This window comes from Embleya sp. NPDC056575, from assembly GCF_042793325.1.
Classification (GTDB): Bacteria; Actinomycetota; Actinomycetes; order Streptomycetales; family Streptomycetaceae; genus Embleya.
Genome location: NZ_JBHTVA010000004.1, coordinates 1 through 17313 on the forward strand (window position 1 = coordinate 1; position 17313 = coordinate 17313).

Here is a 17313-nt window from a genome sequence, read left to right on the forward strand (position 1 = left end):
CCGCCGGCCTGGTGGCGCCCGACCGCAAGGCCGGCGCCATCGCCACCATGTTCACCGGACTGACCGTCGCCAACATCGTCGGCGTACCGCTGGGCACCTTCATCGGCCAGGCCGTCGGCTGGCGGGTCACCTTCGCGGGCGTCGCCGCGCTCGGCGTGATCGGCCTGCTCGGCATCGCGAGGCTGGTGCCGGCCATGCCCCGCCCGGAGGGCGCCCATCTGCGCCGGGAGCTGACCGCGTTCCGCAACCCGCAGGTGCTGCTCGCGATGGCGATGACGGTGCTCGGCTTCGGCGGTGTCTTCGCCGCCATCACCTACATCGCCCCGATGATGACCCACACGGCCGGCTACTCGGACGGCGCGGTCACCTGGCTGCTGGTGTTGTTCGGGGTCGGCATGTTCCTGGGCAACCTGCTCGGCGGCCGGTTCGCGGACCGCAGGCTGATGCCGATGTTGTACGTCACCCTCGGCGGGCTCGCCGTGGTGCTGGCGCTGTTCACCGTCACCGCGCACAACAAAATTCTGGCCGCGGTGACCATCCTGCTGGTCGGCGCGCTGGGCTTCGCCACCGTTCCGCCGCTCCAGAAGCGGGTTCTCGACCAGGCCCACGGCGCGCCCACCCTGGCCTCCGCCGTCAACATCGGCGCCTTCAATCTCGGCAACGCGCTCGCCGCCTGGCTCGGCGGGATGGTCATCTCCGCCGGGCTCGGCTACACCGCCCCGAACTGGGTCGGCGCCGTTCTCGCGGGCGCGGCCCTCGTCCTCGCCTTGTGGTCCGCCGCCCTCGAGCGTCGCACCTCGGCGCGGCAAACCGAGGCGGCCGACCCCGCGAGCGTCCCCCCGACCGCCGCCGGCCGCGTCCCCGTCCACCACTGACCCCCCATCCCCCACACGCAGGAGAGCACCACCATGAACACCACCCCCGTGACCCCGTTGACCACCGCCGACGCCGAGACCCTGATCACGGCCGCCCGTACCGCCGCCGAGGCGGCCGGGGTCGCGGTCGGCGTGACCGTCCTGGACGCGGGCGGGCACCCGCTCGCCTTCCGCCGCGACGACCGGGCCGTCCTGATCGCCGGCGAGACCAGCACCCGCAAGGCCTACACCGCCCTGCAGCTGAACGCCCCGACCGCCGATCTGGTCGATCTCGTCAAGCCCGACGGCCCGTTCCACTCGCTGACCACCGCACTCGACCGCCCCCTGCTGTTCATCGCCGGCGGCGTCCCCGTACACCGCGACGGCCGGCTCATCGGCGCCGTCGGCGTCGGCGGCGGCGCCCCCGAGCAGGACCACGGCTTCGCCACCGCGGCGCTGGCGAAGCTCGCCCGATGACCCGCACTCCGCAGCAGACCTTCGCGGACGGACGGCGACTCGCCACCGGAGATCTCGACCTGATCGCCGGGAACCACACGGCCGACGCCGTACTGATCACCCCCGCCGGAACCTTCCGCGGCCACGACGGGGTTCGGCGGGTCATCGACGGGATCGACACCTACGCCTTCCGCGACGGCCCGATCGCCGCCCAGACCGTCAGGTACACGCTCACCGAGCGCGCGGACCGGACGGGCGGCCCGAACTCTCTGGGCTCTCTGAGCTCCCCGAACTCCCCGAACTCCCCCAGGATCCCCGCAATTTCCCGAAACATTCTGTAGCGGACCCCCACCAACCGAGAGAACGGCACCACCGTGAGCACCACCATCCCCACCGTGAAGCTGAACAACGGCGTCGAGATCCCACAGCTCGGCTTCGGCGTCTTCCAGGTCCGCGAGGAGCAGACCACCACCGCCGTCGCCGACGCCCTGGAGGCCGGCTACCGCAGCATCGACACCGCCGCGATCTACGGCAACGAGACCGGCGTCGGTCGGGCCCTGGCCGGCTCCGGACTCCCGCGCGAGGAACTGTTCGTCACCACCAAGCTGTGGAACGCCGACCAGGGCTACGACCGCACCCTTCGCGCCTTCGACACCGCCCTCGCCAAGCTCGGCCTCGACACCGTCGACCTCTACCTGATCCACTGGCCCGCCCCCGCCCGCGACCTCTACCTCGACTCCTGGCGCGCCATCGAGCGCCTCGCCGCCGAGGGCCGCATCCGCGCGGCGGGCGTGTCCAACTTCCAACCCGCCCACCTGCGACGCCTGCTGGACGACAGCGACCTCGTGCCCGCCGTCAACCAGATCGAGCTGCACCCCGGTCTCCAGCAGGCCGAGCTGCGCGCCTTCCACGCCGAACACGGCATCGCCACCGAGGCATGGAGCCCGCTCGCCCAGGGCGCCGTCCTGAACGACGAGGCGATCACCGCCATCGCGGCCCGCACCGGCAAGTCCCCGGCGCAGGTGGTGCTGCGCTGGCACCTGCAGCTCGGCAACATCGTCATCCCGAAGTCGGTCACCCCGGCCCGCATCCGCGAGAACCTCGACGTGTTCGACTTCGCGCTCACCGACGAGGACATGGCCACGATCGCCGCCGGCGACCGCGGCCTGCGCACCGGCCCCCACCCGGACCGGCTCGACTGAGCACGCGCCGGGCCGTCGCGAACGACCCCGGCCCACCCGAAACGGCCCGCCGCGCCCCGGCTCCCCACATCGGGGACACCCCACACCCCCCACCGGCGAAACACCCGTCGAACATCGAAAGAGGCATCCCATGTCCCTCCGCGAATTCCTCCCCGGCCGACTCGGCTTCGGCACCGCCCCCCTCGGCAACATGTTCCGCGCGATACCCGACGACGAGGCCGCCGCCACCGTCGAGGCCGCCTGGGACCAGGGCATCCGCTTCTACGACACCGCCCCCTTCTACGGGGCCGGACTCGCCGAGGAGCGCCTGGGGGCGCTCCTCGCGACCAAGCCCCGCGACTCGTATGTGCTGTCCTCCAAGGTCGGCCGCGTCGTCCTCGACGAGCACGAGACGGGAGACCGCGAATTCGGCGAGAAGGGCGGTCTGTTCGAACACGGCAACGCCAACCGCATGCTCCACCAGTGGACCGCCGACGCCACCGAGCGCTCGATCGAGGGCAGCCTGAAGCGCCTCGGTGTCGACCGCCTGGACATCGTCTGGGTCCACGACATCGCCCAGGACTTCCACGGCGACCTGTGGTTGCACAAGTACGAGGAGGCCCGTACCGGTGCCTTCCGGGTGCTCTCCCGACTCCGCGACGAAGGTGTGATCAAGGCCTGGGGACTCGGCGTCAACCGAACCGAGCCGATCGAGCTGACCCTGGCCCTGGACGAGCCCCGACCCGACGGATTCCTGCTCGCCGGCCGCTACACCCTCCTGGACCACCGACACGCCCTCGGGCGCCTGCTGCCGATGGCCCAGGCGGCGAACGTCGACATGATCGTCGGCGGACCGTACAGCTCCGGCGTGCTCGCCGGCGGCAGCCACTTCGAGTACCAGCAGGCCCCGCCGGAGATCGTCGAGCGAGTCGCGCGGCTCAAGGCCCTCACCGACCGGCACGGCATCGGCATCAAGGCCGCCGCCCTCCAGTTCTCCCTGGCCCACCCCGCGGCGGCCGCCGCCATCCCCGGCGCCACCCGCCCCGGTCGCATCGCCGAGGACGTCGCCGCCCTGAACACGGACGTCCCGGTCGCGTTCTGGCACGACCTGCGCTCCGCCGGCCTCGTCGCCCCCGACGCCCCGCTCCCCCAGGGCGCCTGACCCCGGCCGACCACCCGACCCGAAACACACACCCGAACCGAGAAACCCGAACAGGAGAAAGACCATGGCATCCACGTCCGTGAGCGGATTCCGCCCGCCCCGCCGCAGCGCGTATGGGACCTGATCGGCGGATTCGACTCCCTGCCCGACTGGCTCCCCCACATCCCCGAGAGCACCACGCTCGAACGCGGCACCCCCGACGGCGTCAAGGAGAGCGAGGCGGTCGACCCGTTCAGCGGCATCCACCGCGACGGCCTCGACGCGCTGCACACCACCCTCACCGGCTGACGCCCGCGCACTCGGGGGCGCGACGACCTCGCGGGATCGGGCGGTTTCACTTCGCGGAGAGGTGGTATTCGGGCACCTCCGGCGACTGTGCCGGTATCCGGCCGGTCCGGTGGTGGGGTTTGGCGGTATCCGCAGTATCCGCGGTATCCGCAGCCCCGAGGGAATGGAAGGCTCTACCGTGCTCGGTCCTCGCGACATCCTTCGACAGATCCACCAGGACGACGAGGCGTTCCGCCTGTTCTGCAGCATCGCGGCGAAGGGCGAGAACCAGGGCGGGTGGGAGAACGGGCGGATCGCCGCCCTGGCCCGCGACCCGGAACTGGCGCCCAAGATCGCCCGGCACGGCGCCGACGAGGACAAGCACGGGCGCATCTTCAACGCCATGCTGCACCGCCGCGGGCTCGACCCGGTCGACGTCCCGCCCGAGACGGACTACTGCATGCTCCTCGAACGCCGGGGACTGGGCCTCGCCCACGATCGGCTGCGCCGGGACGAACCGCTGACCGAGGACGACATCGTCGAATACCTGGTGCACAGCCGCGTAACCGAGCAGCGCGCCGCGGAGGACATGCGGATGTTGCGCCGATACCTCGGCGACGACCCCGACATCGGCCGGGGCATCCGGATGATCTGCGAGGACGAGGAGAATCACCTCGCGTACTGCCACGAGGAGTTGCTGCGGCTGTCCGCCCGCGACGGCGGGGCGGACATCGGGCGGGCCCTGCGCAGGACCGCCCGCGCCGAGATCGAGGTGAACCGCGACGTGAGCCTCGCGGTGATGGACCGCATGGGCCGTCTGCTCGGCTGGTCGCGCGGCCAATGCCTGGCGCTGCGGGTCGGCATCCGGATGACGTACGCCTACGACAGGGTGTGGGGCACCCGACGCATGGTCCGCCTGCGCCGGCCCACACGCACCGACGCCATGGGCCCGAGGAACACCGACGGAGCCACGCAAGGCCCTCCTCCAGAGCAGGATCGGACACACTGACCCGGCGGCGAGCCCGACACGGGGCCGGGCCGCCGTCGCAGCGCCCGACACGGGAAGGGGAAGGCCCGATGACCTCCGACACCACCGCCGGCGCGGTCACCGTACGCGGCGACGCCGATCGACGCGGCCCTGACCGCACCCGACGGCGCGCGGGTCCGGGTCGGTGGAGGTGCCGCGCGGGCACGTCGAGTCGGTGACCGCGTTCGACGGCGGCCGGAGGACGTACGGCTCGGAAGCAGTCCGCGTGGTCGTACACGTCCACGGTCGCGTTCGTGCCGTTGTCGACCGACAGCGGCCAGAAGAGCCCTGGTAGCGCCCCGCGGGGGGTTCGTGTACCGCGACCCGCTCACCTGCAGGACGCCCTGGGCGGCCATCGGGCGGCAAGGACCCGGGGACGACCGTCAGTCCCGATCGGCGGTGACCGCGTACCGAAGCAGCCGCAGAAACCCCGCCGGGGCGTGGAGCAGCAGCGGTCGCCCCTCGGCGGTGCATTCGGCGATCCGCCACCCCGCACGCCCCAACCGGGATCCGCCTTGGTCCGGTCGCGCAGCACGTCGACCCAGAAGCCGTCGAGCAGCACTGTCCGGCGCAGCAGCACCGGTGACGCCTCGAAAGGGAACACGGCCGGTTGCCCTTTGGACAGTCCGAGGCCGGCAGGGGGCGTCGGGAAGGATCGTCCCGAGCCCGGATCCCCGAATATCTGGGCGGAGGTCTCGACCTCCCGGCCGTCGAATGCCACACGCAACTTCGGTCCGCGCGTTGACGTGCGGGTTCACACCTTCGTCGTGTGGCGGTCCGTTCCCGGTAGGGGCCACGTCGGGCCGGACGGGTCGTCGAACCACACGTGTTGGTCGCCGTTCGGTTCGACGCGCAGGCCGAAGCGTTCCGGCCCGGGGCGGCCCCGGGCGGTCCATCGGTCGTGGGTGTGTTCGATGTCGGCCCACACGTCGCGTTCGCCGTGCACGGTGACCGGGAACGGGCCCTGGTCCTCGCCTCGGGTGTGGTCGACGTCGGCCCAGTTCGCACCGGTGGCGTCGATCACTCGAAGGGTGCAGCACCACTCGCCCGGCTGCGGGTCGTGGGCACGGGCGGTGAGGAAGCGGTGTCCGGGCAGGGTGGCGCCGACGACGAACGCGGCCTCGGGCTCCTCCGGTTGCACCGCCCACGGTGCCAGGTCCGACACACGCTCGCGGGTGGGGGCGTCGTGGTCCACGGGCGGCGGGTCGGCGTCGTACCCGGCCGCCGCGGCGCGCAGCGGCATGAACGAGCCCAGCGCGGCGAACGGGCCCGTCGCTCCCCCGTCGGCGTCGCGGATCAGGCGGGCGATGCCGTACGACACCCACGGCGAGGTCCACGGGAGCAGGAGCGTCCCACCGGGCCGGGTCTGTTCGACCCACGCCGCAGGGACGGTTTTCACGGAACAGGTGGCGACCACGGCGGCATACGGGGCGTGAGAGGGGTGACCGAGAACGCCGTCGCCGGTGACGATGTGCGGGCGTATGCCCGCGCGTTCGCACGCGGCGCGGGCCGATCGGGCCAGGTCCGGATCGATCTCGACACTGACCACTTCCCGGCCTGTGGCCGCGCGCAGGAGGCAGGCGTTCCAGCCGGTGCCGGTGCCGATCTCCAGGAACGGTCCGGTGGTGGGGTCGAGCAGGTCGAGCATCGCCGCGACGACCGAGGGTTGTGACGCGGACGAGATGGGCCAGTCCTCACGGCCCGGCGCGCGATCCATGGCGGTGACCACCGGGATGTCGTCATACGCCGCCTCCCACCACGCCTTCTCGTCGACGGAGTGGTCCACGGGCTCGGTGTCGGTCCAGACGCGGTCCGGCAGGAACAGGTCCCGACGCACGGTCGCGACCGCTTCGCGCCACTGCGGGTCCAGGCCGGGAACCGCCGCCGCGACGGTGTCCGCGAGCCGTCGGGCGTACGCGAGCGGGTCGTGCTCGGTCACTTGCCGTCCTTGGGGTCGTCCTTCTTGTGCCGCCCCGGCATCGGCGCCGGCTTCGAACCGTCCGGACTCGGCTTCTGCTGACCGAAATCCTTGTCCCCCTCGTGCTCACCCACCGCGCGACCCTCCCCTACCCTCGACTCACCGTCACGGACCGAGCATCGTCGGCCACACCACGTGATCGCAAGATTCCGCCGCAACCGGCTCACCGGTGGGTGGTGCCGGGGGTCATGTCGAGGAGGTCGCCGACGAAGCGGGGCCTCTCGGAGCCGAGTCGGCCTGCCCTGGCGGAGGGCGCTGCTAGGGTCGCGAACGCGCCGAGGGTCGTAGCGGACGGGGGATCGAGTGAGCGACCATAGCCAACCGAAGTGGGCTTGGTGGGTGGTCGGGATCGTCCTCCCGGTCATCGGCATCGTGGTGACGATCTGGGCGGCCGGTGGTTTGTGGTCCGGTGGAGGCGACGGCTCGGCCGAAGCCGCGACGGGCGCCTCGCGTTCGCCCTCCCGGACAGCGGCGGCGCCTGGTGGTTCCGCTTCTGGCATTCCACCGCAGGCGTCCGAGCCCGCCGACGCACCGCCCAGGGTGCTGACGCGCTCCGTCGGTCTCGTGCTGGAACCCGGTTTGCAATACCTGGACTTGGATGCCGTGCCTCCCATGGCGATGCCGTCCGCCGCGGGTGCCGACCTCGTGGCGCTGTTCGATGGCCGCCAAGCGTCGCTGGTCCCGGAAGGCCCGACCGCGACGGTCGCTCGCCTGCCTCAAAGCGCCTACGCCGCGACGCCCGCGGAATGCACGGCCGCGCTGGCGAAGTACGGCAGCCGTCAGGCGAGTGCCGCCGCGGTGGGCGCGCGCTACTGCGTGGCGACCGACGAAGGCCACGTGGCGTACGTGGAGATCGAACTCGGGGTGCCCGTGGAGCCGCATGTGCGTATGGCGGCGACGGTCTGGGAGTAGCCCGCCGGGCGGGCGCAGGGCTGCTGCGGCGATCGGCTGTCGGCGCGGGGCCTGTGCGGGCTATTCGTGTCGCCCAGGATCACGTATGGCGACCTCTGGCTGCGAGTGCGGTCCAGCCGGAACCAGTCGGACGCCTGGCCCGTGCGGAGGCTGCGGTGCGACTCGGGGTTCTCCGTCGGCGAAGCCCTCGCGATCCCGACCATCCTCGGCGGCCATGACGACCGCGCTGCCGGCGTCTCCGGTGTTGCGGGTGACGGCCCGCACCACCGGGCCCGGCAGCACATCGGAAGCGCCGAGCAGGCCCAGGTAGGTGGAGTTGGCGTGCTGGAAGGCGACTTGGCCCATGGTCGTAGTCGTCCTTGTAGTTCCGATGCAACCGGTGGGTGTTGCCCGGCTGGGCGTAGACGTGCGGACCGGGCAGAGAGGCGATCGCGGTGATCACGGCCTTGACGTCGTCGTTCGCCGCCGGTCCGGGTGGATCGGGGTACCACTTCTTGGCGTCGTCGAGATTGGTCCAGGCCCGCGGTACCAGGTCCCAGTCGTTGTAGTGACGCTCGTTGGCCACCCAGTCCGGGGAGTCGACGTATGTCGCGAAGTCCGGGCCTCCGGCGGTGGGGGCGGCGAAGGTGTGGATGCCGAACCGCGGGGTGGCATCAGGCCAGGTCCGTGCCCGAAGGTAGGGCCCGATTATGGTGGCGACGCAGCCGCCGAGACTGTGACCGATCACGTGGACCGCGGGATTCGGCGCGGCCTCGGCGAGGGCGGCGGCGAGCGCCTTCACCAGGGTGACGCCTGCCGTGCTCATCGTGACGATCTGGGCGAACGCCTCCATCGCGCCTTTGGAAACGGCCGGCGGGGCGGGTGGCGAGCCGACGGCGGTGAACGGCACCACCGTGCCCACGTCGAGGTCCTCCAGCAGGTCGGTGACGTTGGGACCGTGCCGCGCAGGACCACGGCGAACGTGTCGGCGGAGCGATTCGCGGCCAGGTACGCCATGTTCGCGTTGTCCGGACCCAGTGCCAACCATCGAAGGCTCCAGTCGTTCCGGGTCGCGAGTGAGGATTGCGCCAGTTGCTCGTCGATACCCAGCCGGATCCGGTTCTGCTGCTCCGCCGGCGTCTCGCCCGACGGACGCGGGGTGGCCGCGGTCGCCGCGATCGCGGCCGGCGTCATTGCCACCTGCGGCATGGTCGGTGTGCTCTGCTCCGTCGACATGACATCCGTGCGCCCCGGGCGTGTCGGGCCGGGCGCATGCGAGGCGCACGGTACCGGCGCGTGTACGGCAGCCGCGTCGGCGTCGAGGGCATGGGCGTGTCGGTGTCCGCCGTTGCATCGCCCGCGAACCTGTCGAAGCCTCGCAACGGTTGGGTGTGGCACCGGTGGTGGTCCAGCACATCAATGACCGTCACGGCCACGGCGCCGGGGGCCGAGTTCTGGTCGCTCTCGCGCGGCGTCTTTACCGCTGTGTTCCGGCCGAGGCGGCTTGGGCGCGCGCCTGGGCGGCGGCGAGTTCGCCGCGATCGTGCGTCTGCCGTGTACCGACGCGGGGCGTGAACTGCTCGACCTGTGCGTCCCGTTGAAGGACCCATCCCGCATGCGGACACGCTCCTGGCCGTCTCCTCCTCGGTCGGCGTCGCGCACACCGCGGACCTGACCGGTCGGCCGATGTGCCGCGTGGAGTTTGGCGAGGCTGCGTTTTTGTGCCTGGGCTCGGAGGCCGACGCGGCCGCGGCTTCCGTCGATGGTCGCCGGTCCGGGTGAGCGGGCGCGCAACTGGTGGACGTTTCACGCCCCTCGTGGCCCCGACCCACCCGACGCCGGGGACGACGGCCCGCCCGGCGCCGGTGGCGGAGCCGTGCGGGCGGCGGGCGGGATGGGGGTGCCGGTCAGTTGGCCATGTCGGCGAACTGGCCGGGCCGGTAGGAGCCTCCGGGGTTGCGGATGATCACGTTGAGCCGGTTGTTGGCGTTGATCATGGCGATCAGGGAGACGAGCGCGGCGATCTGGTCGTCGGTGTAGTGCTCGCGTACGCGGCTCCAGGTCTCGTCCGACACGCCGGGGTGGGCGTCGGCGATCCGGGTGCCCTGCTCGGTCAGTTCCAGCGCGGCGCGTTCGGCGTCGGTGAAGACCGTGGACTCGCGCCAGGCGGCGACCAGGTTGACGCGGACCGCGGTTTCTCCGGCGGCAGCGGCGTCCTTGGTGTGGTAGTCGACGCAGAAGCCGCAGCCGTTGATCTGGCTGGCGCGCAGCATCACCAGGTCCTGCGTGGTCCGGGGAAGCGGCGAGTCGACGATCGCCAGGGCGACGTTGTAGATCCGCTTGGCGATCTTGGCGCCGAGGTCGTTGGCCATCAGGTCGAAACGGGGGTCCATCGTTGGGTCCTCACTTGTGGGTTCGGGTTCCGCGCGGGGCCTGCGCGCGGGGTATCGCGGATCGGGGACGCCGACCGTCGGCTAACCGAGGCCGGCGGGCTCGTACTCCCCACCGGACTGGCGGACGATGACCGACATGCGATTGGTCGCGTTCATGAGGGCGACGAGCATCACCAGATCGGCCGATTGATCGTCGTCGTAGTGCTCGCGTACTCGGTTCCAGACCTCGTCGTCGACGCCGCCGGCCGCGTCGGCGATCCGGGTGCCCTGCTCGGTCAGTTCCAGCGCCGCGCGTTCGGCGTCGGTGAAGACCGTGGACTCGCGCCAGGCGGCGACCAGATTCACGCGGACCGCGGTCTCTCCGGCGGCAGCGGCGTTCTTGGTCCACACGTCGGTCGCGTAGGCGTCACCGTTGATCTGGCTCGCGCGCAGCAGCACCAGCGTCCGGGTCGGGGCGGGCAGACTCGAATCCTGCAGGATCGTCCTGCTCGCCGCACCGAAGTGGGTGGCGGCCCTGGCCGCGGTCGCGATCGGGTTGCCGAACAGATTCAGTCGAGCGGTCATGGTGTGCTCCTTGCACGTCGTCGGGCGAAGTCGTACAGGAGATGCCGGCCACCCGCGCCGCGTGACGCCGTGGCGATGTGGCTTACGTCACCGGGATCGGATGTCACGCCGAGGGCACGGCCGGCATCTCGTGCGTGGCACCACGAAGAGGAACGGACAGGAGCCGGTGATGAGCGAGCGCAGTGACCGAACCGAAGAGACCACCCGGCCGGGCGCCGAAGGGGACAGCGTGGATCGCGCCACCGACACCTTCGTCACCCACCGCAACCTCCTTTTCACCGTGGCCTACGAGATGCTCGGCTCGGCCGCCGACGCCGAGGACGTCCTGCAGGAGACCTGGATGCGGTGGGTGGACGTCGACCCGGGGATCGTGCGGGAACCCCGCGCGTACCTGGTCCGGATCGCCACCCGCCAGGCGCTGGGCCGGCTGCGTTCGCTGCGCCGGCGGAGGGAGACCTACGTCGGCCCCTGGCTGCCGGAGCCGCTGCTGACCGCTCCCGACGTCGCCGAGGACGTCGAACTGGCCGAGGGCGTCTCGATGGCGATGCTGCTGGTGCTGGAGACGCTGACGCCGACCGAGCGCGCGGTGTTCGTGCTGCGGGAGGTGTTCGACCTGGACTACGACGAGATCGCCGAGGCCGTCGGCAAGAATCGGGTCACCGTCCGGCAGATCGCCCACCGGGCACGGAACCACGTCGCCGCGCGCCGACCGCGCGCGGCCGTTTCCCCGGCCGAGAACCGCGTGGCCCTGCTCGCCTTCCAACAGGCCGTCGAAACAGGAAATCTGCAGAGCCTGCTCGACCTGCTCGCCCCCGACGTCGTCTTCCTGAGCGACGGCGGCGGAGTCGTTCCGGCCGCACTGTCACCCATCGTGGGCTTCGACCCGGTCTCCGAACTGCTCACGGTGGGGCTGGGAAGGATCGCAGGCTCCGCGTCGGCGCAGTCGGTCCAGGTCAACGGCCACCCGGCGCTGATCATCCGGACCGGCGAGGCGATGGACGGTGTCGTGACGGTGCGGACCGAGGACGGCCTGATCACCGGGCTGTACTTCGTGCGAAACCCAGAAAAGCTTTCGCGCGTCGGGCAGGAGACCGCCCTGCGCCGCTGATCCTGAACGAACCTTGAACGAAGTTGGATCGCACAGGTCGGAGCCTGGGTGTCGACGAAGCCGCGCACGGGTGGTGCGGCCGGGCTGCGAACTCAGGGGGCACCGCGACGTCGTCGCGAGGCCGCAGAGGCGTGCCTTCGGACTCGCGCGTGGCCGGTGCGCGGGGTTCCTGCCGGGAAGTCCGCCCGCCGCGCGGTCCCGGCGGCTTCTTCGGCGGCCTGCCGCCGGTGCGGATGACGACCCCATCCATCCTGGGATCGCACGTCGGCGGGCGGGGGTACCGCGGGGGAATACGGCTGAGTGGGTGCTTGCTGTGTGGGTCCGTGGGTGACGCCGGGAGGATCGAGGGTTTGGGGCGGGTGGCCGCGATGTGTCGGGAGATCCTGGGTGACGGGGCGGGAGCCAGGCGTCCTCTGGCGGAGGATTCGTCCCTCGGCATTGTCGAGATCATCTGTTGTGACGATCGGCGGTCGTTTCGTCCGCCGATCTTGGTTTCCGAGCCCGAGGTCGGGGTCACGCGGATGCTGTTGGTCCGCTCCGGCGGGTTCTTGGCGCGGGTCAACGGCCGTGAGGTGTTCACCGACCCGGTCACGGGATTCGTGCTCCGCCAGGGCGATGAAGTGGCCTTCGCCCATCCGGCCCACACCCGCGACGTCAGCACGATGCTCGATCTCGGCCAGGACGTCTACGGTGACCTCCTCCCGCCACCGGCCCGCGATCCTGTCGTACCGGTTACCGCCGCGCTCGATCTGGCCCATCGGCGGCTGGTCTCCGCCTGCCGGGCCGGGATCGACCGCTTCGAGGTCGCCGAGCGGGTACATCACCTGCTCACCACGGCCCCCACCGCGCATGCTCCCGCACGGACCGGGCGGCGCGCCGCCACTGTCCGGGCGCACCGCAGGCTGGTCGAACACACGCGGGCGGTGCTGATCGATGGGCCGCTGACGGTGAGCCTGGAGGAACTCGGCCGCCAGGTGGGCTGCTCCCCCTTCCACCTCAGCAGGGTCTTCCATCGGGTCACCGGGCAGACCCTCAACCACTACCGCAACCAGCTACGGGTCCGCGCCGTGGCCGAAGACCTCGCCGAGGGCGACTCCTCACTGCGGACGCTGGCGGCCACCTACGGCTTCGCCGACCAGGCCCACCTGACCCGCGTGTTCCGACAGCACACGGGCCAGGTACCCAGCGCGGTCCGGGCGATGCTGAGGTCGGCCGGCCCGGGGTGAGTGAAGGCGCACAAGAATCTTCTACGCCATCGCGGTACGGCCACGTGACGATCATCCATGTGAAAGCCGCCGCTGTGTGCCCCGGCTTTCGAGCCGGATCCCCGCGCTGTCGTGTGGTGTGGGCTGCTCAGGACCGCGGTTCGGGCGGCCGGGGGTGCGGTCGACCTCTCCGGAGTTGGGCGCCGGAGCCGATTTCTCAGCGCACGGAGCGTGTTGCGGAAGTGCTGTTCACGCTGCCACCGGCCAGACCGAATGAGAGGGAACTCCCGTGAAATACCGCACCATCGGCGCCGATCCGGCGACGCGGCGCGAGGTGAGCGTGCTCAGTCTCGGAGCGATGTTGTTCGGCACGACCATCGACGAGGAGACGTCGTTCGCGATTCTCGATCGGTATGTCGAGGCGGGCGGCACGTTCATCGACACCGCGAACAACTACGCGTACTGGAACACCGGCAGTCGAGGCGGGGAAAGCGAGGCGCTGCTCGGCCGCTGGCGGCGCAGCCGCGGCGTCGGCGAGGAGATCACCATCGCCACCAAGCTCGGCGGCCGGCCCACCGCCACCACCGAGCCGACCGGCTCCACGAGCAGGCTGGTCCCCTCGGACGGCGTCGAGGGGGTGAACGCCAAGGTGATCCGTGAGGCCTCGGCCGCCAGCCGCGAGCGCCTCGGCGTGGAGAAGCTGGACCTGCTGTACGCGCACATCGGGTTCCCCGAAGCGCCGTGGGAGGAGATCGTCGAGGCGTTCGGCGCACTGGTCGCGGACGGCACGGTCGGCCTCTTGGGCGCCAGCAACCACTGGGCGTGGAGCGTGGAGCGGGCCAGGAACCTGGCCGCCGCCGCGGACCTGCCCGGCTACGAGGTTCTCCAGTACCAACACAGCTATCTGCGGCGACGGGGGGACCTGCCCGGCAGGCGCTCCCCGGACGGGGAGATCGGCACGGTCTCCGGTGATCTGCTCAGCTATGTGCGGGCCGAGCCCGGCCTCGCGCTGGTCGCCTACTCCCCGCTGCTGGGCGGCGCCTACGTACGCCCGGACAAGCCCCTGGACGCCGGCTTCGACCACGCGGGCACGCCCGCCCGCCTCGCGGCGCTGCACCAGGTGGCCGACGAAACCGGCGCAACCCCCAATCAGGTGGTGCTGTCCTGGCTCATCGGCGGCGAGATACCGGTCATCCCCCTGGTCGGCGCGTCCTCGGTGGCGCAACTGGAGGAGAGTCTGGCGGCCGTGGACCTGGAGCTGACCGGGGAACAGCGCGCCAAACTGGACGCCGCACACTGAACCCGCGGTGGTTCGTCTCGTCGATCGGCGCATCCGACGCGGGGCGGTCGTGGCACCCGCCCCGCGTCGGTCGACAACGATCGGTCAGAGCTTCAGGAGACGGTACTGGTTGGTCATTCGGCCGTGAGGGTCACACCAGGTGACCTTCGTGGTCTGGGTGTAGGTGAAGCCCGGCGGGACGAGACAGGCCCACAGTCCCGTGCTGGGAAGTTCGATCGTGTAGTACGGGCTGAGGGCGGTACCTCCGCAGAACGTCACGAGCGTGGCAGCGGTGTATGTGTAGCCGGGTGGGACCGTGCAGGAATAGCTCGTGGCCGGGGAGACCGTCGTCGGAGCAGAGGTCTCGGTTGCCACGGCGGTCGCCTGGGTGGTGGCGAGCATGGCGGCCGCGGTGCCCAGACCGAGCAGCACGGACCGGAGTTTCGATCGCGACATGGGATTACGCTCCCGGATGTTCGTCCGATGGGACGGAACCAATGGCCGGCGCCGGAGACGGGTTCCATTCCTCGCCCCGGCCGGCCGTGGTGCGCACACGAGGGAGTCTCGCGGCGAACCCGCCTGCGAACAAGGGCACCGTGAGCCGCGACGCTCGTAATCGGCCGTACGGCGAACGACCGCCCACCGGCCACGATGACGCCGGCCGTCGATGCTCGACCCCGGCCGGCTGCCCGTCCCCAGGTACACCGGGTGCACCTCGCCCCCGAAACACCCGTCCCGATCCACAGGTTGGCCGATTATCACCGCGCTCAACGAGTGGTTGTCGCGGTGCTGCCACTGGTCGTGGCGAACGGCCGTCGTGGGGCGGTGGTGAGGCGGGTACGGCGGCCGGTGTCGCAGGCCCTGTCCGAGAGGGTGAGTTCGGCCAGGGCGCGGTCTCGTGGCGGTCCACGGCCGATCCGTGGGTCGGACGTCCTCGGGATCACGGCTCGGCCGGGACGGTGACAGGCGTCGTTTGCTTTCGCCTTCTACTGTGAAGTCATGGCCCGCTCCCACGAACCGTCCGAGAGGTCGCGAGGCTCGGGCGCGACGCGCACGTTCCGGACCGACTACGCCGGTGCCGTGTACGGATCCCTGCTCGCGGCCTCCGTGGTGGCCACCGCCGGGACCCTGGGCAAGTATCCACGACTGCAGCTCAGCCTCCTGCTCATCGTCACCGGTCTCGTCTTCTGGGCCGCCCACGTCTACGCGCGCCTGGCCGGCGAACGACTGGACGGTCAACGACCCGACTTCGTCGAAGTGCGCCGAGTCGCACGCCACGAGCGGTCCATCGTCGAAGCAGCCGTGCTCCCCGCCGTGGTTGTGGCCGGGAGCCCCCTCCTGGGCCTCGGCCTCGGCACCACCGCGTGGCTTGCCCTCGGTGTTGCCGTGGCCCAACAGGTCGTCTGGGCCTCCCTCGGTGCCGTCGCCGCCGGCGCCGGCCGTATGCAGGTGGTCGCCGAGGGGGCCGTGAACCTCCTCCTCGGCCTGATCATCGTTGCCGCGAAGGCGGCGTTGGGCCACTGACCGCCCCCGGGCGGGGTTTTGTCGCCGGCGGGGCCGCCGTCCGCGGACGGCCTTGTCCGAGCACCCCGGCGCTTCGAGCGGCGAGGTGATGATGTCCTCCGCGTGGAGCACCGACCCGGCGATTCTTTCGTGCGGCTCCGGAGCAGCCTGTCGCCGGGCACATCGGCTTGCCTGCGGTTTGCCTGCCTCGACGCCGACGCGAGGAGGGTCGCCCCGGCCCGGGGAGTCGAACGTGAGCCGAGATGCGTCGCCGGCCGTCCGCTGCTGAAATGACGAAGGCGACGATCACCGTCGGTTGCGGCGCTGTCGCACACCGCGAAAGCGCAGGGGTGGCCCCCACCCGACACACGTCGACGACCAGAGCGGACAAGGAGCCGACATGAGCAACGAACCCTACGAGCCCGGCCCGATCGACTACCTGGTGATCGAGTTTCCCGGGAATCGGATGACCGGCGAGGGACTGCCCCTCCTGATCGATCTGGTCGACCGTGGCATCATCCGGGTGCTGGATCTGCTCTTCGTCCGCAAGAACGCGGACGGAACGGTCCAAGGAGTCGAGGTCGCCGACCTGACCGGCGACGACGATCTCGACCTCGCCGTCTTCGAGGGCGCCTCCTCGGGGCTGCTCGGTCAGGACGAGATCGACGACGCGAGCAAGGTACTGGAGCCCGGCAACGCGGCGGCCGTCCTCGTCTACGAGAACGTGTGGGCGGGCCCGCTCGCAGCGGCCCTGCGACGTGGCGGAGCCCGGCTCGTCGCCAATGGACGTATTCCGGTCCAGGAGATTCTGGCATCGCTCGACGCCGCCGAGAGCAGGGCCTGAGTCGCTTTCCACGACGCCGTTCCCGCACCAGCACAGGAGACAGATCATGCCAGGGCTTCTTCGCGGCATCGCCCGCACCGCCGTCGTCGCCGGAACCGCCACCGCGGTCTCCAACCGAGTCTCCCGGCGCCAGGCCGGGCGTTGGGCCCAGCAGGAACCGCAGCAACCCGCACCCGGACCCGCCTATGCCGCCGAACCCGCACCGTCCGCACCGGCGGACGACATGAGCAGCAAGCTCGCCCAGCTCAAGGAGTTGGGCGAGCTGAAGCAACAAGGCGTACTCAGTGAAAGCGAGTTCGAGGCCCAAAAGGCCGCGATCCTCGGCTCCTGACTCGCTCGACGCAAGCGTCGGGCGGTGCGGAATTCGGGGCGCCCGAGAACCGCCCGATCCCCCGTCCCGCGTGCAATACGACTCGACAGGCGGATTCCGCCCGAAGACTCGGCTTCCGACCACCCCGGTAGGCGTAACTCAACGTGCGTGATCCCGCACGCTTCGCGCATATTCGACTCGTATGGCAACACTTCCACCGTCGCCCGGAGAGTGGTATGAGTACGCCGTCGGAGCCTCCCAATACCGGGTCTGCCCGGGTCGTCAGCACGC

Annotated in this window: 18 protein-coding genes and 1 pseudogene; 14 read left to right on the forward strand and 5 right to left on the reverse strand. The window is 71.0% G+C overall.

Annotated features, from left to right (window positions below):
• The 7 genes and pseudogenes from ACFRCG_RS03865 to ACFRCG_RS03895 form a co-directional block, all read left to right on the forward strand.
• Positions 1-875: MFS transporter (locus ACFRCG_RS03865; RefSeq protein WP_380028451.1), on the forward strand; the 875-nt coding region annotated here is incomplete at its 5' end.
• A gap of 33 nt (positions 876-908) precedes the next feature.
• Positions 909-1331 (forward strand): heme-binding protein, encoded by a 423-nt coding sequence (locus ACFRCG_RS03870; RefSeq protein ID WP_380028453.1) that lies wholly within the window; start codon positions 909-911, stop codon positions 1329-1331.
• Positions 1328-1651, forward strand: coding sequence for a nuclear transport factor 2 family protein (locus ACFRCG_RS03875; protein WP_380028455.1), 324 nt, complete (start codon positions 1328-1330; stop codon positions 1649-1651). Before ACFRCG_RS03870 ends, ACFRCG_RS03875 begins: the two co-directional genes overlap by 4 nt.
• Before the next feature lie 33 nt (positions 1652-1684).
• Entirely contained in the window at positions 1685-2512 is an 828-nt protein-coding gene (locus ACFRCG_RS03880; protein WP_380028457.1) for an aldo/keto reductase, read from the forward strand.
• A gap of 130 nt (positions 2513-2642) precedes the next feature.
• Positions 2643-3653 (forward strand): aldo/keto reductase, encoded by a 1011-nt coding sequence (locus tag ACFRCG_RS03885; protein ID WP_380028459.1) that lies wholly within the window; start codon positions 2643-2645, stop codon positions 3651-3653.
• A gap of 64 nt (positions 3654-3717) precedes the next feature.
• Positions 3718-3941, forward strand: a pseudogene (locus tag ACFRCG_RS03890) (SRPBCC family protein).
• Positions 3942-4119: 178 nt separating this feature from the next.
• Positions 4120-4929 (forward strand): ferritin-like domain-containing protein, encoded by an 810-nt coding sequence (locus tag ACFRCG_RS03895; protein WP_380028461.1) that lies wholly within the window; start codon positions 4120-4122, stop codon positions 4927-4929.
• Positions 4930-5701: 772 nt separating this feature from the next.
• Here the strand turns inward: ACFRCG_RS03895 and ACFRCG_RS03900 are convergent.
• The gene (locus ACFRCG_RS03900) at positions 5702-6886 is read right to left on the reverse strand and encodes a methyltransferase (protein ID WP_380028463.1); all 1185 of its coding nucleotides are present in this window, start codon (positions 6884-6886) and stop codon (positions 5702-5704) included.
• A gap of 378 nt (positions 6887-7264) precedes the next feature.
• Here ACFRCG_RS03900 and ACFRCG_RS03905 point away from each other — a divergent pair, with 378 nt between their 5' ends.
• Positions 7265-7837 carry a hypothetical protein gene (locus tag ACFRCG_RS03905; protein ID WP_380028465.1) on the forward strand — a complete coding sequence of 191 codons (573 nt, stop codon included), beginning with the start codon at positions 7265-7267 and terminating at the stop codon, positions 7835-7837.
• A 79-nt stretch (positions 7838-7916) separates the two neighbouring features.
• On the opposite strand, the gene ACFRCG_RS03910 is transcribed toward ACFRCG_RS03905, so the two are convergent.
• The 3 genes from ACFRCG_RS03910 to ACFRCG_RS03920 form a co-directional block, all read right to left on the reverse strand.
• Positions 7917-8738, reverse strand: coding sequence for a hypothetical protein (locus tag ACFRCG_RS03910; RefSeq protein ID WP_380028467.1), 822 nt, complete (start codon positions 8736-8738; stop codon positions 7917-7919).
• 985 nt (positions 8739-9723) lie between these two features.
• Positions 9724-10209: a carboxymuconolactone decarboxylase family protein gene (locus ACFRCG_RS03915; RefSeq protein ID WP_380028469.1), complete on the reverse strand. Its 486-nt coding sequence runs from the start codon at positions 10207-10209 to the stop codon at positions 9724-9726.
• A gap of 81 nt (positions 10210-10290) precedes the next feature.
• On the reverse strand, positions 10291-10773 hold the full coding sequence (locus ACFRCG_RS03920; RefSeq protein ID WP_380028471.1) for a carboxymuconolactone decarboxylase family protein: 483 nt from the start codon (positions 10771-10773) through the stop codon (positions 10291-10293).
• A 169-nt stretch (positions 10774-10942) separates the two neighbouring features.
• Here ACFRCG_RS03920 and ACFRCG_RS03925 point away from each other — a divergent pair, with 169 nt between their 5' ends.
• The 3 genes from ACFRCG_RS03925 to ACFRCG_RS03935 all read left to right on the forward strand — a co-directional run bounded on the left by ACFRCG_RS03925 (position 10943) and on the right by ACFRCG_RS03935 (position 14386).
• Entirely contained in the window at positions 10943-11881 is a 939-nt protein-coding gene (locus ACFRCG_RS03925) for an RNA polymerase sigma-70 factor (RefSeq protein WP_380028473.1), read from the forward strand.
• 521 nt (positions 11882-12402) lie between these two features.
• The gene (locus ACFRCG_RS03930) at positions 12403-13107 is read left to right on the forward strand and encodes a helix-turn-helix transcriptional regulator (RefSeq protein WP_380028476.1); all 705 of its coding nucleotides are present in this window, start codon (positions 12403-12405) and stop codon (positions 13105-13107) included.
• Positions 13108-13375: 268 nt separating this feature from the next.
• Positions 13376-14386 (forward strand): aldo/keto reductase, encoded by a 1011-nt coding sequence (locus ACFRCG_RS03935; RefSeq protein ID WP_380028478.1) that lies wholly within the window; start codon positions 13376-13378, stop codon positions 14384-14386.
• Positions 14387-14470: 84 nt separating this feature from the next.
• Here ACFRCG_RS03935 and ACFRCG_RS03940 read toward each other — a convergent pair whose 3' ends face one another.
• Positions 14471-14821 carry a hypothetical protein gene (locus tag ACFRCG_RS03940; RefSeq protein ID WP_380028480.1) on the reverse strand — a complete coding sequence of 117 codons (351 nt, stop codon included), beginning with the start codon at positions 14819-14821 and terminating at the stop codon, positions 14471-14473.
• A gap of 543 nt (positions 14822-15364) precedes the next feature.
• On the opposite strand from ACFRCG_RS03940, the gene ACFRCG_RS03945 reads away from it, so the two are divergent.
• The 3 genes from ACFRCG_RS03945 to ACFRCG_RS03955 all read left to right on the forward strand — a co-directional run bounded on the left by ACFRCG_RS03945 (position 15365) and on the right by ACFRCG_RS03955 (position 17043).
• On the forward strand, positions 15365-15889 hold the full coding sequence (locus ACFRCG_RS03945) for a hypothetical protein (RefSeq protein ID WP_380028482.1): 525 nt from the start codon (positions 15365-15367) through the stop codon (positions 15887-15889).
• Between the two features lie 379 nt (positions 15890-16268).
• The gene (locus tag ACFRCG_RS03950) at positions 16269-16712 is read left to right on the forward strand and encodes a DUF6325 family protein (protein WP_380028485.1); all 444 of its coding nucleotides are present in this window, start codon (positions 16269-16271) and stop codon (positions 16710-16712) included.
• A gap of 46 nt (positions 16713-16758) precedes the next feature.
• Positions 16759-17043 (forward strand): SHOCT domain-containing protein, encoded by a 285-nt coding sequence (locus ACFRCG_RS03955; protein WP_380001956.1) that lies wholly within the window; start codon positions 16759-16761, stop codon positions 17041-17043.
• Positions 17044-17313 lie beyond the last annotated feature (270 nt).

Excerpts from the sequence above, each read along its gene's own strand:
- ACFRCG_RS03930 (WP_380028476.1), top strand. The coding sequence starts at position 12,403 with ATGCTGTTGGTCCGCTCCGGCGGGTTCTTGGCGCGGGTCAACGGCCGT.
- ACFRCG_RS03925 (WP_380028473.1), top strand. The coding sequence starts at position 10,943 with ATGAGCGAGCGCAGTGACCGAACCGAAGAGACCACCCGGCCGGGCGCC.
- ACFRCG_RS03870 (WP_380028453.1), top strand. The coding sequence starts at position 909 with ATGAACACCACCCCCGTGACCCCGTTGACCACCGCCGACGCCGAGACC.
- ACFRCG_RS03885 (WP_380028459.1), top strand. The coding sequence starts at position 2,643 with ATGTCCCTCCGCGAATTCCTCCCCGGCCGACTCGGCTTCGGCACCGCC.
- ACFRCG_RS03915 (WP_380028469.1), bottom strand. The coding sequence starts at position 10,209 with ATGGACCCCCGTTTCGACCTGATGGCCAACGACCTCGGCGCCAAGATC.
- ACFRCG_RS03950 (WP_380028485.1), top strand. The coding sequence starts at position 16,269 with ATGAGCAACGAACCCTACGAGCCCGGCCCGATCGACTACCTGGTGATC.
- ACFRCG_RS03920 (WP_380028471.1), bottom strand. The coding sequence starts at position 10,773 with ATGACCGCTCGACTGAATCTGTTCGGCAACCCGATCGCGACCGCGGCC.
- ACFRCG_RS03940 (WP_380028480.1), bottom strand. The coding sequence starts at position 14,821 with ATGTCGCGATCGAAACTCCGGTCCGTGCTGCTCGGTCTGGGCACCGCG.
- ACFRCG_RS03875 (WP_380028455.1), top strand. The coding sequence starts at position 1,328 with ATGACCCGCACTCCGCAGCAGACCTTCGCGGACGGACGGCGACTCGCC.
- ACFRCG_RS03955 (WP_380001956.1), top strand. The coding sequence starts at position 16,759 with ATGCCAGGGCTTCTTCGCGGCATCGCCCGCACCGCCGTCGTCGCCGGA.
- ACFRCG_RS03945 (WP_380028482.1), top strand. The coding sequence starts at position 15,365 with ATGGCCCGCTCCCACGAACCGTCCGAGAGGTCGCGAGGCTCGGGCGCG.